We start from the raw sequence: 15,550 nt of genomic DNA on the forward strand, positions 1-15,550 counted from the left end.
GTTTATAAGGGTTACAAAATCTCAAGTTTACGGTTTATCTCGGCGATGACTGCAGGAAGCTCGGCAATGGTATCGACCACATAGTGGGCACCGGCGGCAAGCATGCGGCGGCGGACATCGGCCTTACGGGCTTCGAGCTCATCGGCAGGCAGGGAGGAGACTTCCTCTTGTGTCAGTCCCAGTTCGTTACTGCCGAGGACTACGCCGACGGTCCATGCTTTGGCATTGATACCCTCCTTGATGTCGGCGATGGTATCGCCATACTTCAACACACAATCTACGGAGGGGATGGCGAGGTCTGCCATATTCTTATATATCATGTAGGGAGCAGGACGGCCTGCAGGCAACCCGTCGGGAGTGACGCAATTATCTACCGCATAGCCTTTGGCAGTGGCGGCAGGCAGCACAACATCCATCATAGAGCGGGTATAGCCGGTGGTGGAGCCAATGCGGACGCCTTGCGCACGCAGTGCGGAAATCGTTTCCACCACACCGGGGATAGGGTCGGTATAATCTTCGAGCGAGGCAAACAACACCCGTTGGAATTCGGCGTAACGTGCATGCACGTCTTCCTCACCGGCAGGACGGCCGAATTTCCGTTCAAATTCCGCCCGGACACGTTCTATATTGAACAGTGCACGGATTTCTTCTACTTTGGTCAGCCCCATGTGCGCACGTGTTTCGGCAGCAGTGACGGGAACGCCGATGGCCCGAAAGCTCTCGACAAAGGCGGCGACGGGGGCAAAACAACCGTAATCGACGGCAGTTCCTGCCCAGTCCATAATGATACATTCAATTCTTTTCATACGATATATTATTATTATTCAGTCTCAAGAAGCAAGGAATTGCCCGGCCGGGACCAACGGCGCAAACGGAAAAGGGAAGAGCCCAACGGTCCCGAAACATTCTCCTTGCGATAGCGCTGCACCAGGTAGACAGCCGAGCATAGGAAAGCCACGCTGCACACAATGCCTACATAGCCCGACATCAGGTTATAGAAATCCAGCCAGTTGATGTCCGGATTGAAGAATTCCTTGAATACCAATACCACTACCGTACCGGTATACCCGATAAAATCGAGTGTGACGATAAAGAATCCCACATTCCCCTTGATGCGGAAGCAGGCGATGAAGCGCTCGAAGAACAACGTCTGGAAGCTGAGGTAAACAGTATAGAGCGACAAACTCTGGAGGAACAGCCACGTCATGGGTGGCAGTTGCAACCCATCGTAATTGAAGGCCACAAATCCCAAGGTCGCTGTGCCGCACGTCACAAGCACCAGCAGCAGGCACAGCACCTTTATATTACTCCTCACCGCGGACATCAGCCCGAAAAGCAACAAGATAATCAGTGTCACCACCGCATCTACCTTGGCAAATGCCCACGACGACAGCTCCGCCGCCTCCACATCCAGAATCTTCACCAGGAAGTCCTCCTTGATGTCCTGCAAGACGGTGATGAACAAGTTTGCCGCAAACAGCATCAGCAATACCGGCATGAAGCTCTTGAAGAGGTCCGCACGCGCCCTGCCGTCCAGCGTCACCCGTTCCGAGCGCAGTGCCCGGTCTGCCGCGGTAGGTTGCGGCATTCTCGTCATCAGCCAGCCCAGCAACGACAGCAGCGGGAAGGCAAAGGCACCGATAAAGGCAGGCATCCAGAACTCACTGATGTGGAGATGCTCCATCACAAACAGCCCGACGGACTTTGCCGTGCCCGAACTGATGGCAATGCTCAGCCCCATCAGGCTCGCCAGCAAGTCCGTCACCCGCCGCCCCTCGAGGAAACTGAAAATCACTCCCCACATGCATCCCAACGAAAGCCCGTTGAAGAACAGCGCAAAGACATTCAGCGGCCGGGGCAACGCTCCGAACAGCACCAGCGAAAGCTCGGCCACCGCCACCGAGAGGATGATGAACTTCAGACGGTTCTCCTTCTTCAGTTCCGAAATTACCTTGATGCCAATCAGCTTGGAAATAAAATAGCCGGAAATCTGCACGATGCTGGTTGCCGTCTTGTAATCCATCCCGAAGAAGTCGAGCCCGTCGAAGCCCGCAGCCGTAAACGGCTTGCGCAGCGCATAGACCAGTGAATAGGAGAGCAAAGCCGCTCCACCCGCCCAAAGGATGAACAAGGCATCAGCCAGTCTCTTGCTCTGTATTATCTGTTTTTTCTCACCGTTGAACATAGTGTGTCGTTTAAGTTCGTTCTTGATTTCGGCGGCAAAGATAGAGGCGGGCGCTGACAGCAAAAATGAATTTCCATTATTAATAAACTTCATGAGATGCTCCACTCGGCGCAGGAAGTGTACAATTACAGCGGCATCTACATCAGTTACAGCCTCTCTTCCTCCTCCAATGCCTTAAAAGTGGAACCTTACCTGATAACCCCTGCCGACAGCAACGACCATGTCAAAGTGGTGCACATGAGCGCCTACAACACCACCCACTTCGGCACTGCTGTCTTCAACAACCACCAGAATGCCTATATCTTCTTCAACGAACGCGAGGCACCCCAACTGGCCTTGTTCACCATCTACCTGCAACTACCCATGTACGACTTTCCCCACCTGCTCAAAGGGCTCTACCTCTGTCTGGACTACAACCGCAACCCCATAGCCCGCCGCATCCTCTTCATCAAACACTCGGACAGCACCTCCATGGACGACTTCCTGGAACTGAAAGGCCAACTCATCCCCCAAGACCAGCTGACCGACGAGCAACGCCCCTACTACAACTACACCTGCCAGCCGGGCGACTTCATCAAAACCTGCTCCGTCCCCTCTCCCCTGCTGAACGAGAAAGACCTGGAACGGGAGAAGCGGATGCTGGAAATCTAAGACAGCCCGGACAGTCCGGGAATTTTCACTTTGCAACCAAGTTGCATCTCCTTTCCGCTACCTTTGCAGCAGAAAATAGAAAATAGGAGGAAACAATATGAGTTGCAAATGCTGCTGCACACACGGACATACAGCGATACAAGAAAAAAGAAACAGTCTGCTGAAAGATTATTGGAGAATCATCCTCTCCGCCCTATTGCTCTTCGGAGGGCTCATCCTGAATGCTACTGACGCCACCTTCTTCAAGGGAGAGTATGTACCTTTTATATGGTACTTGCTTGCCTATCTCCCCGTAGGCCTCCCGGTGATGAGGGAAGCCTGGGAAAGCATCCTGCAAAAGGACGTGTTCAGCGAATTCACCCTTATGTCCATCGCCACCCTCGGCGCCTTCTATATAGGCGAATATCCCGAAGGCGTTGCCGTCATGCTCTTCTACTCCTTGGGAGAGCTCTTTCAGGACAAAGCCGTAGACAAAGCCAAGCGTAACATCAGCGCCCTGCTCGACGTACGTCCCGAAACGGCAACGGTCATCAGAAACGGCAGTACGCTTGTCGAAGCTCCCCAACGTGTGCAGGTAGGCGAAACCATCGAAGTAAAAGCCGGAGAGCGTGTCCCCCTGGACGGAACGATGCTGGACGAAGTTGCCGCCTTCAACACCTCCGCACTGACGGGAGAAAGTGTTCCCCGCAACATCCGCCAGGGCGGGGAAGTGCTTGCCGGAATGATTGCGACCGACAAAGTCGTACGCATCCAAGTCACCAAACCCTTCGAGAAAAGTGCTCTTTCCCGTATATTGGAACTGGTGCAGAATGCCTCCGAGCGCAAAGCGCCGGCAGAACTTTTCATCCGTAAGTTTGCCCGTATCTATACACCCGCCGTCACCGGACTGGCGGCATTGATTGTACTGCTCCCCTTCCTCTATTCGCTGGCAGATGCACAATTCTCGTTCATCTTCAATGACTGGCTATACAGGGCATTGGTCTTTCTGGTTATCTCCTGCCCGTGCGCCCTCGTCGTAAGCATTCCGTTAGGCTACTTCGGAGGAATCGGCGCCGCCTCCCGCCTGGGTGTCCTCTTCAAAGGTGGCAACTACCTTGATGCCATCACCCAAGTCAACACGGTGGTATTCGACAAGACGGGTACGCTGACCAAAGGTACCTTCGATGTACAATCCTGCCAGGCACAACCGGGAGTTACGGAAGAGAAGTTGATACAGCTTGCCGCCTCGGCAGAGCGAAACAGTACGCACCCCATAGCCAAAGCCATCATAAGCTATGCCAAACAAAGAGATATAGAGCTGATTGCCACAACGGACGTTACGGAGATTGCCGGCCACGGACTGCAAGCCACTATGGATGGAACGCGTGTCCTGGTGGGCAACACCCGCCTGCTGACTAAGTTCGGGATAGAATATCCCGATGAATTGTCATCAATTGTCGATACGATTGTGGCCTGCGCCATCGGAACAAAATATGCCGGTTATCTGTTGCTATCAGACACATTAAGGGAAGATGCCGTCAACGCCGTCAAAGAATTAAAAGCTTTAAATATCAATAATATTCAGATATTATCGGGAGACAAACAAGCCATTGTTACTAACTTTGCAGAAAAGCTAGGCATCACCCAGGCATACGGAGACCTGCTGCCGGACGGAAAGGTGAAGCACATCGAGGCACTCCGCAGCAACCCTGCCAACCGAATAGCCTTTGTGGGCGACGGCATCAATGATGCCCCGGTTCTTGCCCTTAGCCATGTGGGCATCGCCATGGGCGGACTTGGCAGCGATGCCGCCATCGAAACCGCCGATGTAGTGATACAGACAGACCAGCCTTCGAGAGTGGCCACCGCCATTCATGCGGGCAGGCAAACCCGCCGGATTGTCTGGCAGAACATCTCGCTGGCTTTCGGAGTGAAGCTGCTTGTCCTCATCCTCGGTGCCGGTGGAATCGCCACACTTTGGGAAGCTGTCTTTGCCGACGTAGGCGTCGCCCTCATTGCGATAGTGAACGCCATACGCATACAGAAACTTATTAAATAGAAAAAATGGAAGAAAAGAAATATTTGGACCTATTGGCCAAAAGGGACATACAGCCCACTGCCATCCGCATCCTGGTATTGCGCACCATGATGCAGGCAGGCCGTTCCGTCTCATTGCTCGACCTTGAAACCATGCTGGATACGGTGGACAAATCCACCATCTTCCGTACCCTTACCCTATTCCTCTCCCATCATCTGATACACAGTATAGATGACGGGACGGGTTCCTTCAAGTATGCCGTGTGCAGCGACAGTTGCTCTTGCGACGTAAGCGACCTGCACACCCATTTCCATTGCGAGAAATGCAACAAAACCTTCTGCTTCACCAACATTCCCACTCCGGTGGTGAAGCTGCCTCAAGGATTTACACTGAACAGCATCAACTATGTACTGAAAGGCATTTGTCCGGACTGTGCAGCAGAAGTCAACCGGGAGGCTTAGTTAAAAAATAAAAATCCATGCAGTCATTCATGTTCTTCTCTATCCTTAAGAAATAACATTGAGACAAACACATGGATACAAAAGCTCTTGTCACTTTATGCCAGAAGGGAAACGGGCAGGCCTTGAGCCTGCTCTACGAAAACTATTCAGAGAAAATGCTGAAAGTATGCCTACGCTATATTCCCGACCCAACGATAGCCCAAGATCTTCTTCACGACGGTTTTGTCATCATATTCACTTCCATTCATTCGCTGCGCAACCCGGAGAAACTGGAATACTGGATGAAAAAGATTATGAGAAACCTGGCACTGCAATACCTCAACCATGCCAATGCCAACCCCACCATCCCATTGACAGATATTCCGGAAGAGGAAGAGCCTGCTGAAAATCCTTTTTGTCCGGATTTCATTTCGTACGATAAGATGCTGGATATAGTGGAGAGCCTTCCGGAGGGCTACTGCAAGGTATTTAAACTGGCAGTACTGGAAGGATTGTCCCACAAAGAAATCGGAGATTTACTGGGTATAGCGCCACACTCCTCTTCCTCCCAATTGTTCCGGGCGAAAATTTTACTTAAAAAGATGCTGGCAGGATACCGTGTATTCATTGTTTTGACAGTATTGCTTCTCTTTCCAACGCTGTATGACTATCTGTACAGAGAGAAAAAGAGTATCAGGGAAAACCGTTTGTCCAAAGTTTCTTCCAGGCAAGCCGGGAGTACGCAACAAACAAAGAAAACCGATACTCCCCGAACCGACGAACAATGCTATACCAAAGAAAATCTGAACAAAAGGGAACGAATCATCCCTCCCGTTCCAGTTTCCACAGAATGGCCCCTTGCCATACCCACAATGAAAGATAGTATCCACAAATATCCCATACCTTCTCCATTCACCGGACAGACCATCACCAACCGACAGATGGCTTTCGTCTTCTCCCCTTCCCTGATGCCGCCAACCCGCAAGAAGAAATCCGGAAAATGGAAGTTGATGCTGGCAGGTTCACTCGGACCGCAACTGGCACAGAACTTATATAAGCTGATTGCCACTCCACATACCGACGGCATTTCAAGTGACTTCCCTCAACAAGTCAGTACGTGGGAAGAGTATTATTCTTATCTGCACACCCGCTATCAGCAAGGTACTCTGGGAAAAGATTCCATCGGACTCATGCAGATTGCCCAGAATAACAGCGGCAGGATTGTTGAGAACCAGCAGCATCATGCCCCCATCGTCGTGGGACTCTCTCTCAGCAAGAAATTGAATGAGCGTTGGAGTCTGGAAACCGGATTGCAATATACGCTTCTCAGGTCGGAGTTCACTACCGGCGAAGCATTCCGCATTCAAGACAACCAGAAGCTACATTATATCGGCATCCCTCTCCGGCTTTCCTACCGTTTCTGGCATTACAAACGTTTCTCCGGTTATGCCACGACAGGCATGCAGGTGGATATCCCCATAAAAGGGACACTCCAAAGCTTCCATGTCACGGACAGTATTCCACACAAGCTCGGCAGTCATCCGGTAAGTGCTCCCTGGCAGTGGTCGGTCAACACAAGTATAGGCATACAATATCACCTCACACCCCAGGCAGGCATCTATCTGGAGCCGACTGTAAACTATTACATCCCCGACGGCAGCCAACTGCGCACCATCCGAAAGGAACACCCGTTCACATTCACCCTCCCGGTAGGCCTCCGCATTTCCTGGTAAAAAAACGATGCGCCACGCAGTCTTTTACCCGACTGATTATCTATTTATATGGATAATCAAACTCAAGAAGGAACAAAGAACATGCAGAAACGACATACCGACCGGGAAAGCTACTTTGATGAACAGTCACAGACCAGCAAGAACTATTATATCCCCTACATAAAGGAAGTCATCGGACACATCCCCGATAAAGTGCTGGAAGTGGGCTGTGGAGAGGGAGGCAATCTGCTTCCCTTTGCCAAAGCCGGTTGCCGGGTGATGGGCGTAGACATTGATGCCATGCGAATAGAGCAAGCCAGGACCTTCTTCACCCAAAGGCATCAGCAGGGACAGTTCATTTCCACCGACATTTTCCAGCTTGAGGACAAGGCTACGAATTTTCCCCTGATTCTTCTACACGATGTGATAGAGCATATCAGAGACAAAGAACGGTTCCTCTCCGGCCTACAAAAACATTTGTCTGCCGACGGAGCTGTATTTGTAGGATTTCCCGCCTGGCAAATGCCATTCGGAGGCCACCAGCAGATAGCACACAGCCACATTGTTTCACATTTCCCTTTTCTCCACCTCCTTCCCCGCACTTTATACAGATGGATATTAAGACTATGCGGTGAGCAGGAACGCGTAATCACGGAGCTACTGGATATAAAGAGCACCGGATGCACCATCGAACTGTTCAATCGCATCGCCCGGCAAGCCAACTATCAAATCATTGACCGGAGACTGTACCTTATAAACCCACATTATAAAATCAAATTCGGCTTGTCCCCACGAAGGCTCAACGGAGTTATTGCTGCTATCCCGTACATAAGAAACTTCTTTTGTACAAGTTGCTTTTACATATTAAAGAAAGGGACTAAAACTGTTAATCACTACTGATTTCCCAGCTTTAGAATTGATTCCGAACCATCAATTTAAGATTATATATTCAGAAGAAACCATTAAATTTTTGAATAGCTCTGATGAAAGAGGGGGTGTAGAAACCCTCATAAACTAAAAAATCACCCTCACTGCAGATGGTTGTAGCGAAGGGGATTTCAATAAAAGAGGAACTTGCACTTCTTCCCTTTTAATGTTTTTACATCGTTACTTGGTTCATTACAGCCTCGTCAGGTGTCGTTCCTATTTCATCGGCAAATAATATGTGGGTGATAGACCCTCTCGGGGTCGGAGTTTCGATTTTAATTCTTTGACCTTGGTACATCTCCGGAATATCCACCAGCTTACATCTATGGGCTTCGTTATTGCCAAAACTGACATAATAATCTTCCCCTATTACCAGCTTTACAGGTTTACGTTGAGAGAAATGAGTCGGACAAACAGAGCTATCCACTTTTATATCTATCACAAAACCAAGAGCGGATGTTACCTTAGATAGTATATCAATGCTCACATTATAAGCCCCTTTCTCTATCTTGGCTATATTAACACGATTAACACCACAAAGATTAGCCAATTCCTCTTGGGTCATATTTCTCTTCTTGCGAAGAATGGCTAACCGACTACCAATCCGTTCACGTTCTTTCAAAATCTTCTCTGTACATTTTCCTTCGTGAATTTTCATAAATCTGTTGCAGAATTTAAAGTGTTGCCCCCACTTCTAATAGTTATTGGTTTTTGAACAGACAAAAGTAGATATTAATTTTGAATTGTAGCACATTTACTACAACCGTTTTCTAAATGAATATAAAAGGTAGGGGGAGTAGAAGAAAAGAGAAAGCCCCTGAATTACTGGAATTCAAGGACTTACAAACTTCTTTTTACTATATCCGTGGAGCTGGAGGGAATCGAACCCTCGTCCAAACGAGGAAATCATAAGCTTTCTACATGCTTATCTTTGCCTAAATTTTCGTGCAGCGGCAGAACCAAAGCCATCAACCGTTGCCTTATCCTCTAAATTTTCACCCGCGCCACGAGGCTGACACGAACTATCCCCGATTTGACTGCACCACTTTATCGGAATGCTTCGGAGCAACAGCTTCCGAGTGATGTCACGTCCCAGCACCTGGTGCCGGGATTAAGCTTCAATCTACTATACTTCGATTAAGCAGCGAGAGCGTAACGAGTTTCGCCAGATAAAATTTTGAGGACTGAGATTAAAGTGCAAATCAACGACGCACTGCATGCTTACTTACCATTTCTGCCCGCTGTCAAATCCAGTCAACCCCATGACTTTGTAACGGTCTGAAATTTAAAAGATTGCGTAACTCATTGCTAAGTAGGGAGGGTGAAAAAGGGATAAATGCTACTTTATTTTTCATCCTCTACCGCTTTCTTTGGCCCAAAGATACATATTCTTTTATTAGCAATCACCATATATTTACAAATATTAGCTAATACTGACTTTTCGTGATAAAAACAATAATCTTCCATACATAGAATATGTGCACCCCATTGTCATCAATGTTCAAACAGCTACCAAAGCCAGTATCCGTTGACGGAATTACCCCCTGCAAGAGGGAATATCTATCTTCTGTAATGGATATTTGCACAAAAGAGATGGGAAGTTAACGGAAAAAGTCTCTGAAGTTAACTGAAAAACCGGAAAGAATTAAGGAAGCAATCTATCCCAAACTTTGGTTTTTCCATACCCAGCCTTGAGATGTCTAAACCAAGGTTTGGTTTAGACATCCCAAGGTTGAAAAGAAAGTTCTTCCGTACAAGCAACAATTCCGCCAACAGATTCCTATTATATAAATACACCCTCGTTTAACAGATGTAGCCGTAATACTTGTATACACCGCGATTGCATCTACTTTTCAGGTTATTATAGTGTTCTTTCTTTTTAAAAGTGAATGATATGTTTCGTCTAATAATGATTTGAATTCCCCGGTAGCGTCTTGGAGGATATTTTTAGTAAGAGGAAGACCCTTCGGACAATAAAAGCCGATACTTCGGACTATTTTATCCCTTTATTTCACACATTAGCCGTATTTTTGTCAACAAAAGAAACAATAATAACCAAGAGATTTTTAGAACATATCATGAAGAACCTTATTGCCCTAACCCTGCTGCTTGGAGGAAGCACACTGCTCTGCGCACAAAAGCCTGCCAAAACACCGGCAACCTACAAGCCGGTGAAAAGTGAAATGTACCGCAAAGGTTGGATAGACTTCAACAAAAACGGAGTGAAAGACGTGTACGAAGCCCCCTCCGCCCCGCTCGAAGCACGCATCGAAAACCTGCTGCAACAGATGACGCTGGACGAAAAGACCTGCCAAATGGTCACCCTCTACGGCTACAAACGCGTACTGAAAGACGACCTCCCCACCCCCGAATGGAAAGAGCTGCTCTGGAAAGACGGCATCGGCGCCATCGACGAACACCTGAACGGCTTCCAGCAATGGGGGCTGCCTCCCTCGGACAATGCCTACGTCTGGCCCGCCTCGCGCCACGCCTGGGCACTAAACGAGGTGCAACGGTTCTTTGTGGAAGATACCCGTCTCGGCATCCTCGTAGACTTTACCAACGAAGGCATACGCGGCGTGGAAAGCTACCGCGCCACCAACTTCCCCACCCAACTGGGACTGGGACATACCTGGAACCGTGAACTGATTCGCCAAGTAGGACTCATCACCGGACGCGAAGCCCGCATGCTGGGCTACACCAACGTCTACGCCCCCATCCTCGACGTAGGACGCGACCAGCGCTGGGGACGCTACGAAGAAGTTTACGGCGAATCTCCCTACCTCGTAGCCGAACTGGGCATCGAAATGGTGCGCGGCTTGCAGCACAACCACCAAGTGGCCGCCACCGGCAAGCACTTTGCCGCTTACAGTAACAACAAAGGCGCCCGCGAAGGCATGGCACGCGTGGACCCGCAAATGTCGCCGCGCGAAGTGGAAAACATACACATCTACCCCTTCAAACGCGTCATCCGGGAAGCTGGCATGCTGGGCGTAATGAGTTCGTACAACGATTACGACGGTATCCCCGTGCAGGGCAGCTACTACTGGCTCACCACCCGCCTGCGTGGCGAAATGGGATTCCGTGGCTACGTCGTATCCGACAGTGACGCCGTAGAATACCTCTACACCAAGCACGGCACCGCCAAAGACATGAAAGAAGCCGTCCGCCAAAGCGTGGAAGCCGGGCTGAACGTACGCTGCACCTTCCGCTTGCCCGACTCCTTCGTCCTTCCCCTCCGCGAACTGGTGAAGGAAGGCGGGCTGAGCGAAGAAGTCATTAACGACCGTGTGCGCGACATCCTCCGGGTAAAGTTCCTCATTGGTCTGTTCGATGCCCCCTACCAGACAGACCTTGCCGGTGCCGACCATGAAGTGGAAAAAGAAGAGAACGAAGCCATCGCCTTGCAGGCATCCCGCGAGTCCATCGTTCTGCTGAAGAATGCCGGTGAGCTGTTGCCCTTAGACATCAACTCCATCAAGAAGATTGCCGTCTGTGGTCCCAATGCCAACGAAGAAGGCTACGCGCTGACCCATTACGGCCCCCTTGCCGTAGAGGTGACCACTGTACTGGAAGGCATTCAAGAAAAGACAAAAGGCAAGGCAGAGGTGCTCTACACCAAAGGCTGCGACCTAGTGGATGCCCACTGGCCCGAAAGTGAAATTATAGACTATCCTCTGACCGACGACGAGCAAGCCGAGATAGACAAAGCCGTAGAAAATGCCCGCCAAGCTGATGTTGCCGTCGTAGTATTGGGCGGCGGACAACGCACCTGCGGCGAAAACAAATCGCGCACCAGCCTCGACCTGCCCGGCCGGCAGTTGCAACTGCTTCAAGCCATACAAGCCACGGGCAAGCCCGTCGTACTGATACTCATCAACGGACGCCCGCTCTCCATCAACTGGGCAGACAAGTTCGTCCCCGCCATCCTCGAAGCCTGGTATCCCGGCTCCAAAGGCGGAACGGCCCTGGCCGACATCCTCTTCGGCGACTACAACCCTGGTGGAAAGCTGACAGTGACCTTCCCCAAGACCGTAGGGCAAATCCCCTTCAACTTCCCCTGCAAGCCTTCTTCACAGATAGACGGTGGTAAGAATCCGGGGCCCACGGGCAACATGTCACGCATCAACGGAGCACTCTACCCCTTCGGTTACGGCTTGAGCTACACCACCTTCGAGTACTCCGACCTCGACATCACCCCCCGAGTCATCACCCCGAACGAGTCTGCCACCGTCCGCCTGAAGGTGACCAACACCGGCAAACGTGCCGGAGATGAAGTAGTGCAGCTCTATATCCGCGACGTACTGAGCAGCATCACCACCTACGAAAAGAATCTTGCAGGCTTCCAGCGCATCCACCTCGAACCGGGCGAAGCCCAGGAGCTGTCCTTCACCATCGACCATAAGCACCTGGAGCTTCTGGACACCGACATGAAATGGGTGGTGGAACCCGGCGACTTCGTGCTCATGGCCGGCGCCTCTTCCGAAGACATCCGCCTGAACGGAACGCTGACCGTAGAAGACTACCAGACCCGTGCCAAAGCCATTGAAGCCCAAAAACCAGCAAAGCGTGTGAGTGCCAGCACCAACCCAGAGGATGCCGAAAACGTGCTCGACGAAAAAATCAATACCGCATGGCAAGGAAATAAGGGAGATTATATTACCTTTGCCTTGAAGAACGGAGCCAAGGTAGATAAAGTTGCCATTGCCTTTACACGTGACAACAACCTGCCGGCAACCTTCGAAATCCAGCTCTCGGGCGGTGGCGGACAGTTCCTCACCGTATATTCGGGCACCGTCAGCGAATACGGCAAACTGATTTCCTATCCGTTCAAAGGCACTACCGCCAGCGACCTCCGCATCGTGCTGAACGATGACCGCGTCAGTATTGCCGAAGTTAAATTTTAATGTGCTAATGTGCCAATATGCTAATGTACCAATGACCATGCAGCATATACAGCGCAGCCAATTAGCACATTAGCATATTAGCACATTAACACATTAAATTAATGAAAACACTTCTTTTCTGTATGCTCGGATTAGGTTTGACAGCATGTGGCTCTTCTCCAAAGGGCACTAACGGTGACCAGGACGAACTCGCCATGCTAATAGGTACTTACACGAATGGCTCAAGCAAGGGTATCTATACCTTCCGCTTTAATCAGGAGACGGGAACAGCCGTTCCGCTCAGTTCAGCGGCATTGCCCAATCCCTCCTACCTCGTCCCCTCGGAAGATGGCGAATTTGTCTATGCCGTCAGTGAAATGAACGACAGCACAGCAGCCCTCAGCTCCCTTGCCTTCGACCGGGAAACGGGAGAACTGCGCCTGCTGAACACCGTTCCCACCTTCGGCGCCGACCCCTGCTACGTGGCCACCAATGGCCGGGAAGTGTTGACTGCCAACTACAGCGGTGGAACCATGTCCGTTTTTCCTTTACAGAAAGACGGCACTTTGGCTCCTGCAGACACGCTCTTTCAAGGCTCTGCCACCGGTCCCGACGCCATACGGCAAGCCACTCCCCACATCCATTGCACGGTCTTTTCACCGGACGGAAAATACATCTTTGCCACCGACTTCAGTGCCGACCGTATCCTGCGCTTTGTGATGCACCCCGACAACCCTATTCCTCATGCTTCTCTGGAAGCCGTTGGCATTGAGGCAGATTCCGGCCCGCGCCATCTGACATTTAGCCCTAACGGGAAGTTTGCCTATCTCATCACCGAACTGTCCGGTAAGGTCATTGCCTTCAGTTACGACGACGGCTGCTTGGAACAGATACAGACCATCACAGCCGACACCGTAGCCGCCCGTGGAAGTGCAGACATCCACCTCAGTCCGGATGGGAAATACCTCTACGCCAGCAACCGTCTGAAAGAAGACGGCATCGCCATCTTTGCCGTGAATCCCGAAAATGGGACCTTGGCAAAGGTAGGTTATCAGCCCACCGGCATCCATCCCCGCAACTTCAACATCACGCCCAACGGTAAATACTTGCTTGCCGCCTGCCGCGACAGCAATGTCATTCAGGTATACAAACGAAACGAAGTTACCGGACTCTTGGAAGATACTCATCAGGACATTGTAGTTGACATGCCGGTTTGCGTACAGTTCGTCAGCTCTGTTAATAATTTATAAAGCAATATTTAGCAAAGATAACTTCATTAACTTTGTCCCTTAGCTAAATCAGTCTAAACGAATGTACATTATGAAGAAGAATATATTGATGCTCTCAGCTCTGTTCTTGTCTACCACTGCCCTGGCGCAAACAGACGTAACCACCGGTGTGATGCGTGGCAAAGACTACGGAGTGACCTATATGTTACCCAAAACAGAAATAGAAATCGTATTGCAAGCCACCAAGCATACCTACACTCCCGGAGAATTTTGCAGATATGCCGACCGCTATCTGCGTCTCAACAACGTGTCTGCCGAACCCGAGGAGTTCTGGACACTGGATAAGATAGAAACCCGCATAGCCGGTGTACCGGATAAGGACAACGTCTATTTCGTGAAGATGAAAGACAAGACCGTAGCACCCCTTATGGAGCTTACCGAAGACGGAATTGTCCGCTCCATCAACATTCCGTTCAGCGGCAAGCCTGCTGCCAAGACGCCCGAAGCCAAAGCCACCGAAAGCAGCATTGACCCACGCAGTTTTCTGACGGAAGAAATACTGATGTCCAACTCCAGTGCCAAGATGGCCGAGCTGGTGGCTAAGGAAATATACAGCATCCGCGAAAGCAAGAATGCCCTCCTGCGCGGCGAAGCAGACAATATGCCCAAGGACGGCGCTCAACTCAAGCTGATGCTTGACAATCTGAACCAGCAGGAAACGGCTATGACGGAAATGTTCTCGGGCAAAATAAAGAAAGAACCCAAGACATTCACCATCCGGCTGACGCCTAAAGAGATGAAAGATGAAGTGGCTTTCCGTTTTTCCCGAAAGCTGGGAGTGGTGGCCAATAATGACCTTGCCGGTGAACCGTATTATATCAGCGTCACCGACCTCAAAAGTCCCGATGTATCTGCCACCGAGGAAGGCAAAAAGAAAGTGGACGGTGTAGCCTATAACCTTCCGGGCAAGGCACAAGTGACATTGGTGTATAACAATAAGAAATTGTTTGACGACCAACTTCCCATTACCCAATTCGGCACCGTAGAATACCTCGCACCGGTACTGTTCAACAAGAATTCTACCATCAAAGTGCTGTTTGATACGGCAACGGGAGGATTGATAAAAGTGGATAGGGAATAAAGGAATTCTAATTCCGGATTGTCAACTGGATAAATCCATCCTTACGCAACTGCATTACGTAGGCGGTGACCCGGGGAATATAATTCTCTTCCTCCCCAAAGTGCCTGGCAAGTAGATAGATGATTTCGCGCACGGTACGATGTCCATCTATCAGATTCCAGACAGCTGTACCGTGTTCTTCCAGCCTCACATGGATGTCAGGAGACATCCCCTTCGGCAATAAAAAACGACGCATCCATTCGTATTTAAACCGTGGGTAGGCGAGTACGGCGCACTCACCTTCCCATTCGGTTGTTATATGTCCACAGCGGACCGGAACAGCGTCCAACAGACTTACTTTTCCTTCGGGTATTTCCATCATA

11 protein-coding genes, 1 other RNA gene and 1 pseudogene are annotated in these 15,550 nt (G+C 50.3%); 8 read left to right on the top strand and 5 right to left on the bottom strand.

Going from position 1 to position 15,550, the window contains the following annotated elements:
• Positions 1-11: 11 nt before the first annotated feature.
• Complete coding sequence (gene phnX, locus EYA81_RS03475; RefSeq protein ID WP_131225367.1) at positions 12-806, bottom strand: phosphonoacetaldehyde hydrolase; 795 nt, start codon at positions 804-806, stop codon at positions 12-14.
• Between the two features lie 14 nt (positions 807-820).
• Positions 821-2,278: a DUF5690 family protein gene (locus EYA81_RS03480; protein WP_131225368.1), complete on the bottom strand. Its 1,458-nt coding sequence runs from the start codon at positions 2,276-2,278 to the stop codon at positions 821-823.
• Here EYA81_RS03480 and EYA81_RS03485 point away from each other — a divergent pair.
• From EYA81_RS03485 to EYA81_RS03505, 5 genes and pseudogenes are all read left to right on the top strand, one after another.
• Positions 2,279-2,836 (top strand): annotated as a pseudogene (locus EYA81_RS03485) (hypothetical protein); the annotation flags it as partial.
• Between the two features lie 97 nt (positions 2,837-2,933).
• Positions 2,934-4,874, top strand: coding sequence for a heavy metal translocating P-type ATPase (locus tag EYA81_RS03490; RefSeq protein WP_131225369.1), 1,941 nt, complete (start codon positions 2,934-2,936; stop codon positions 4,872-4,874).
• 5 nt (positions 4,875-4,879) lie between these two features.
• Complete coding sequence (locus EYA81_RS03495; protein ID WP_005831909.1) at positions 4,880-5,314, top strand: Fur family transcriptional regulator; 435 nt, start codon at positions 4,880-4,882, stop codon at positions 5,312-5,314.
• Positions 5,315-5,385: 71 nt separating this feature from the next.
• The gene (locus EYA81_RS03500) at positions 5,386-7,026 is read left to right on the top strand and encodes a sigma-70 family RNA polymerase sigma factor (RefSeq protein ID WP_117964200.1); all 1,641 of its coding nucleotides are present in this window, start codon (positions 5,386-5,388) and stop codon (positions 7,024-7,026) included.
• Positions 7,027-7,107: 81 nt separating this feature from the next.
• Complete coding sequence (locus EYA81_RS03505; protein WP_098031974.1) at positions 7,108-7,905, top strand: bifunctional 2-polyprenyl-6-hydroxyphenol methylase/3-demethylubiquinol 3-O-methyltransferase UbiG; 798 nt, start codon at positions 7,108-7,110, stop codon at positions 7,903-7,905.
• A gap of 199 nt (positions 7,906-8,104) precedes the next feature.
• Here the strand turns inward: EYA81_RS03505 and EYA81_RS03510 are convergent, their stop codons facing one another.
• Positions 8,105-8,590, bottom strand: coding sequence for a helix-turn-helix domain-containing protein (locus EYA81_RS03510; RefSeq protein WP_008665278.1), 486 nt, complete (start codon positions 8,588-8,590; stop codon positions 8,105-8,107).
• A 205-nt stretch (positions 8,591-8,795) separates the two neighbouring features.
• Positions 8,796-9,194, bottom strand: a transfer-messenger RNA (tmRNA) gene (ssrA, locus tag EYA81_RS03515).
• An 816-nt stretch (positions 9,195-10,010) separates the two neighbouring features.
• On the opposite strand from ssrA, the gene EYA81_RS03520 reads away from it, so the two are divergent.
• The 3 genes from EYA81_RS03520 to EYA81_RS03530 all read left to right on the top strand — a co-directional run bounded on the left by EYA81_RS03520 (position 10,011) and on the right by EYA81_RS03530 (position 15,188).
• The gene (locus tag EYA81_RS03520; RefSeq protein ID WP_131225370.1) at positions 10,011-12,839 is read left to right on the top strand and encodes a beta-glucosidase; all 2,829 of its coding nucleotides are present in this window, start codon (positions 10,011-10,013) and stop codon (positions 12,837-12,839) included.
• Between the two features lie 101 nt (positions 12,840-12,940).
• Positions 12,941-14,068, top strand: a complete 1,128-nt coding sequence (locus EYA81_RS03525; protein ID WP_005831925.1) for a lactonase family protein — start codon at positions 12,941-12,943, stop codon at positions 14,066-14,068.
• 70 nt (positions 14,069-14,138) lie between these two features.
• A complete protein-coding gene (locus tag EYA81_RS03530; RefSeq protein WP_057258670.1) occupies positions 14,139-15,188 on the top strand; it encodes a DUF4831 family protein in 1,050 nt (349 codons plus the stop codon).
• A 7-nt stretch (positions 15,189-15,195) separates the two neighbouring features.
• Here the strand turns inward: EYA81_RS03530 and EYA81_RS03535 are convergent, their stop codons facing one another.
• A complete protein-coding gene (locus EYA81_RS03535) occupies positions 15,196-15,549 on the bottom strand; it encodes a PqqD family protein (protein WP_057258649.1) in 354 nt (117 codons plus the stop codon).
• Position 15,550 lies beyond the last annotated feature (1 nt).

Source organism: Bacteroides sp. A1C1 (assembly GCF_004328515.1).
GTDB classification, from domain to species: domain Bacteria; phylum Bacteroidota; class Bacteroidia; order Bacteroidales; family Bacteroidaceae; genus Bacteroides; species Bacteroides uniformis.

Coding starts and splice junctions, on each gene's coding strand:
- phnX (WP_131225367.1), bottom strand. CDS start 806: ATGAAAAGAATTGAATGTATCATTATGGACTGGGCAGGAACTGCCGTC.
- EYA81_RS03480 (WP_131225368.1), bottom strand. CDS start 2,278: ATGAAGTTTATTAATAATGGAAATTCATTTTTGCTGTCAGCGCCCGCC.
- EYA81_RS03490 (WP_131225369.1), top strand. CDS start 2,934: ATGAGTTGCAAATGCTGCTGCACACACGGACATACAGCGATACAAGAA.
- EYA81_RS03495 (WP_005831909.1), top strand. CDS start 4,880: ATGGAAGAAAAGAAATATTTGGACCTATTGGCCAAAAGGGACATACAG.
- EYA81_RS03500 (WP_117964200.1), top strand. CDS start 5,386: ATGGATACAAAAGCTCTTGTCACTTTATGCCAGAAGGGAAACGGGCAG.
- EYA81_RS03505 (WP_098031974.1), top strand. CDS start 7,108: ATGCAGAAACGACATACCGACCGGGAAAGCTACTTTGATGAACAGTCA.
- EYA81_RS03510 (WP_008665278.1), bottom strand. CDS start 8,590: ATGAAAATTCACGAAGGAAAATGTACAGAGAAGATTTTGAAAGAACGT.
- EYA81_RS03520 (WP_131225370.1), top strand. CDS start 10,011: ATGAAGAACCTTATTGCCCTAACCCTGCTGCTTGGAGGAAGCACACTG.
- EYA81_RS03525 (WP_005831925.1), top strand. CDS start 12,941: ATGAAAACACTTCTTTTCTGTATGCTCGGATTAGGTTTGACAGCATGT.
- EYA81_RS03530 (WP_057258670.1), top strand. CDS start 14,139: ATGAAGAAGAATATATTGATGCTCTCAGCTCTGTTCTTGTCTACCACT.
- EYA81_RS03535 (WP_057258649.1), bottom strand. CDS start 15,549: ATGATGGAAATACCCGAAGGAAAAGTAAGTCTGTTGGACGCTGTTCCG.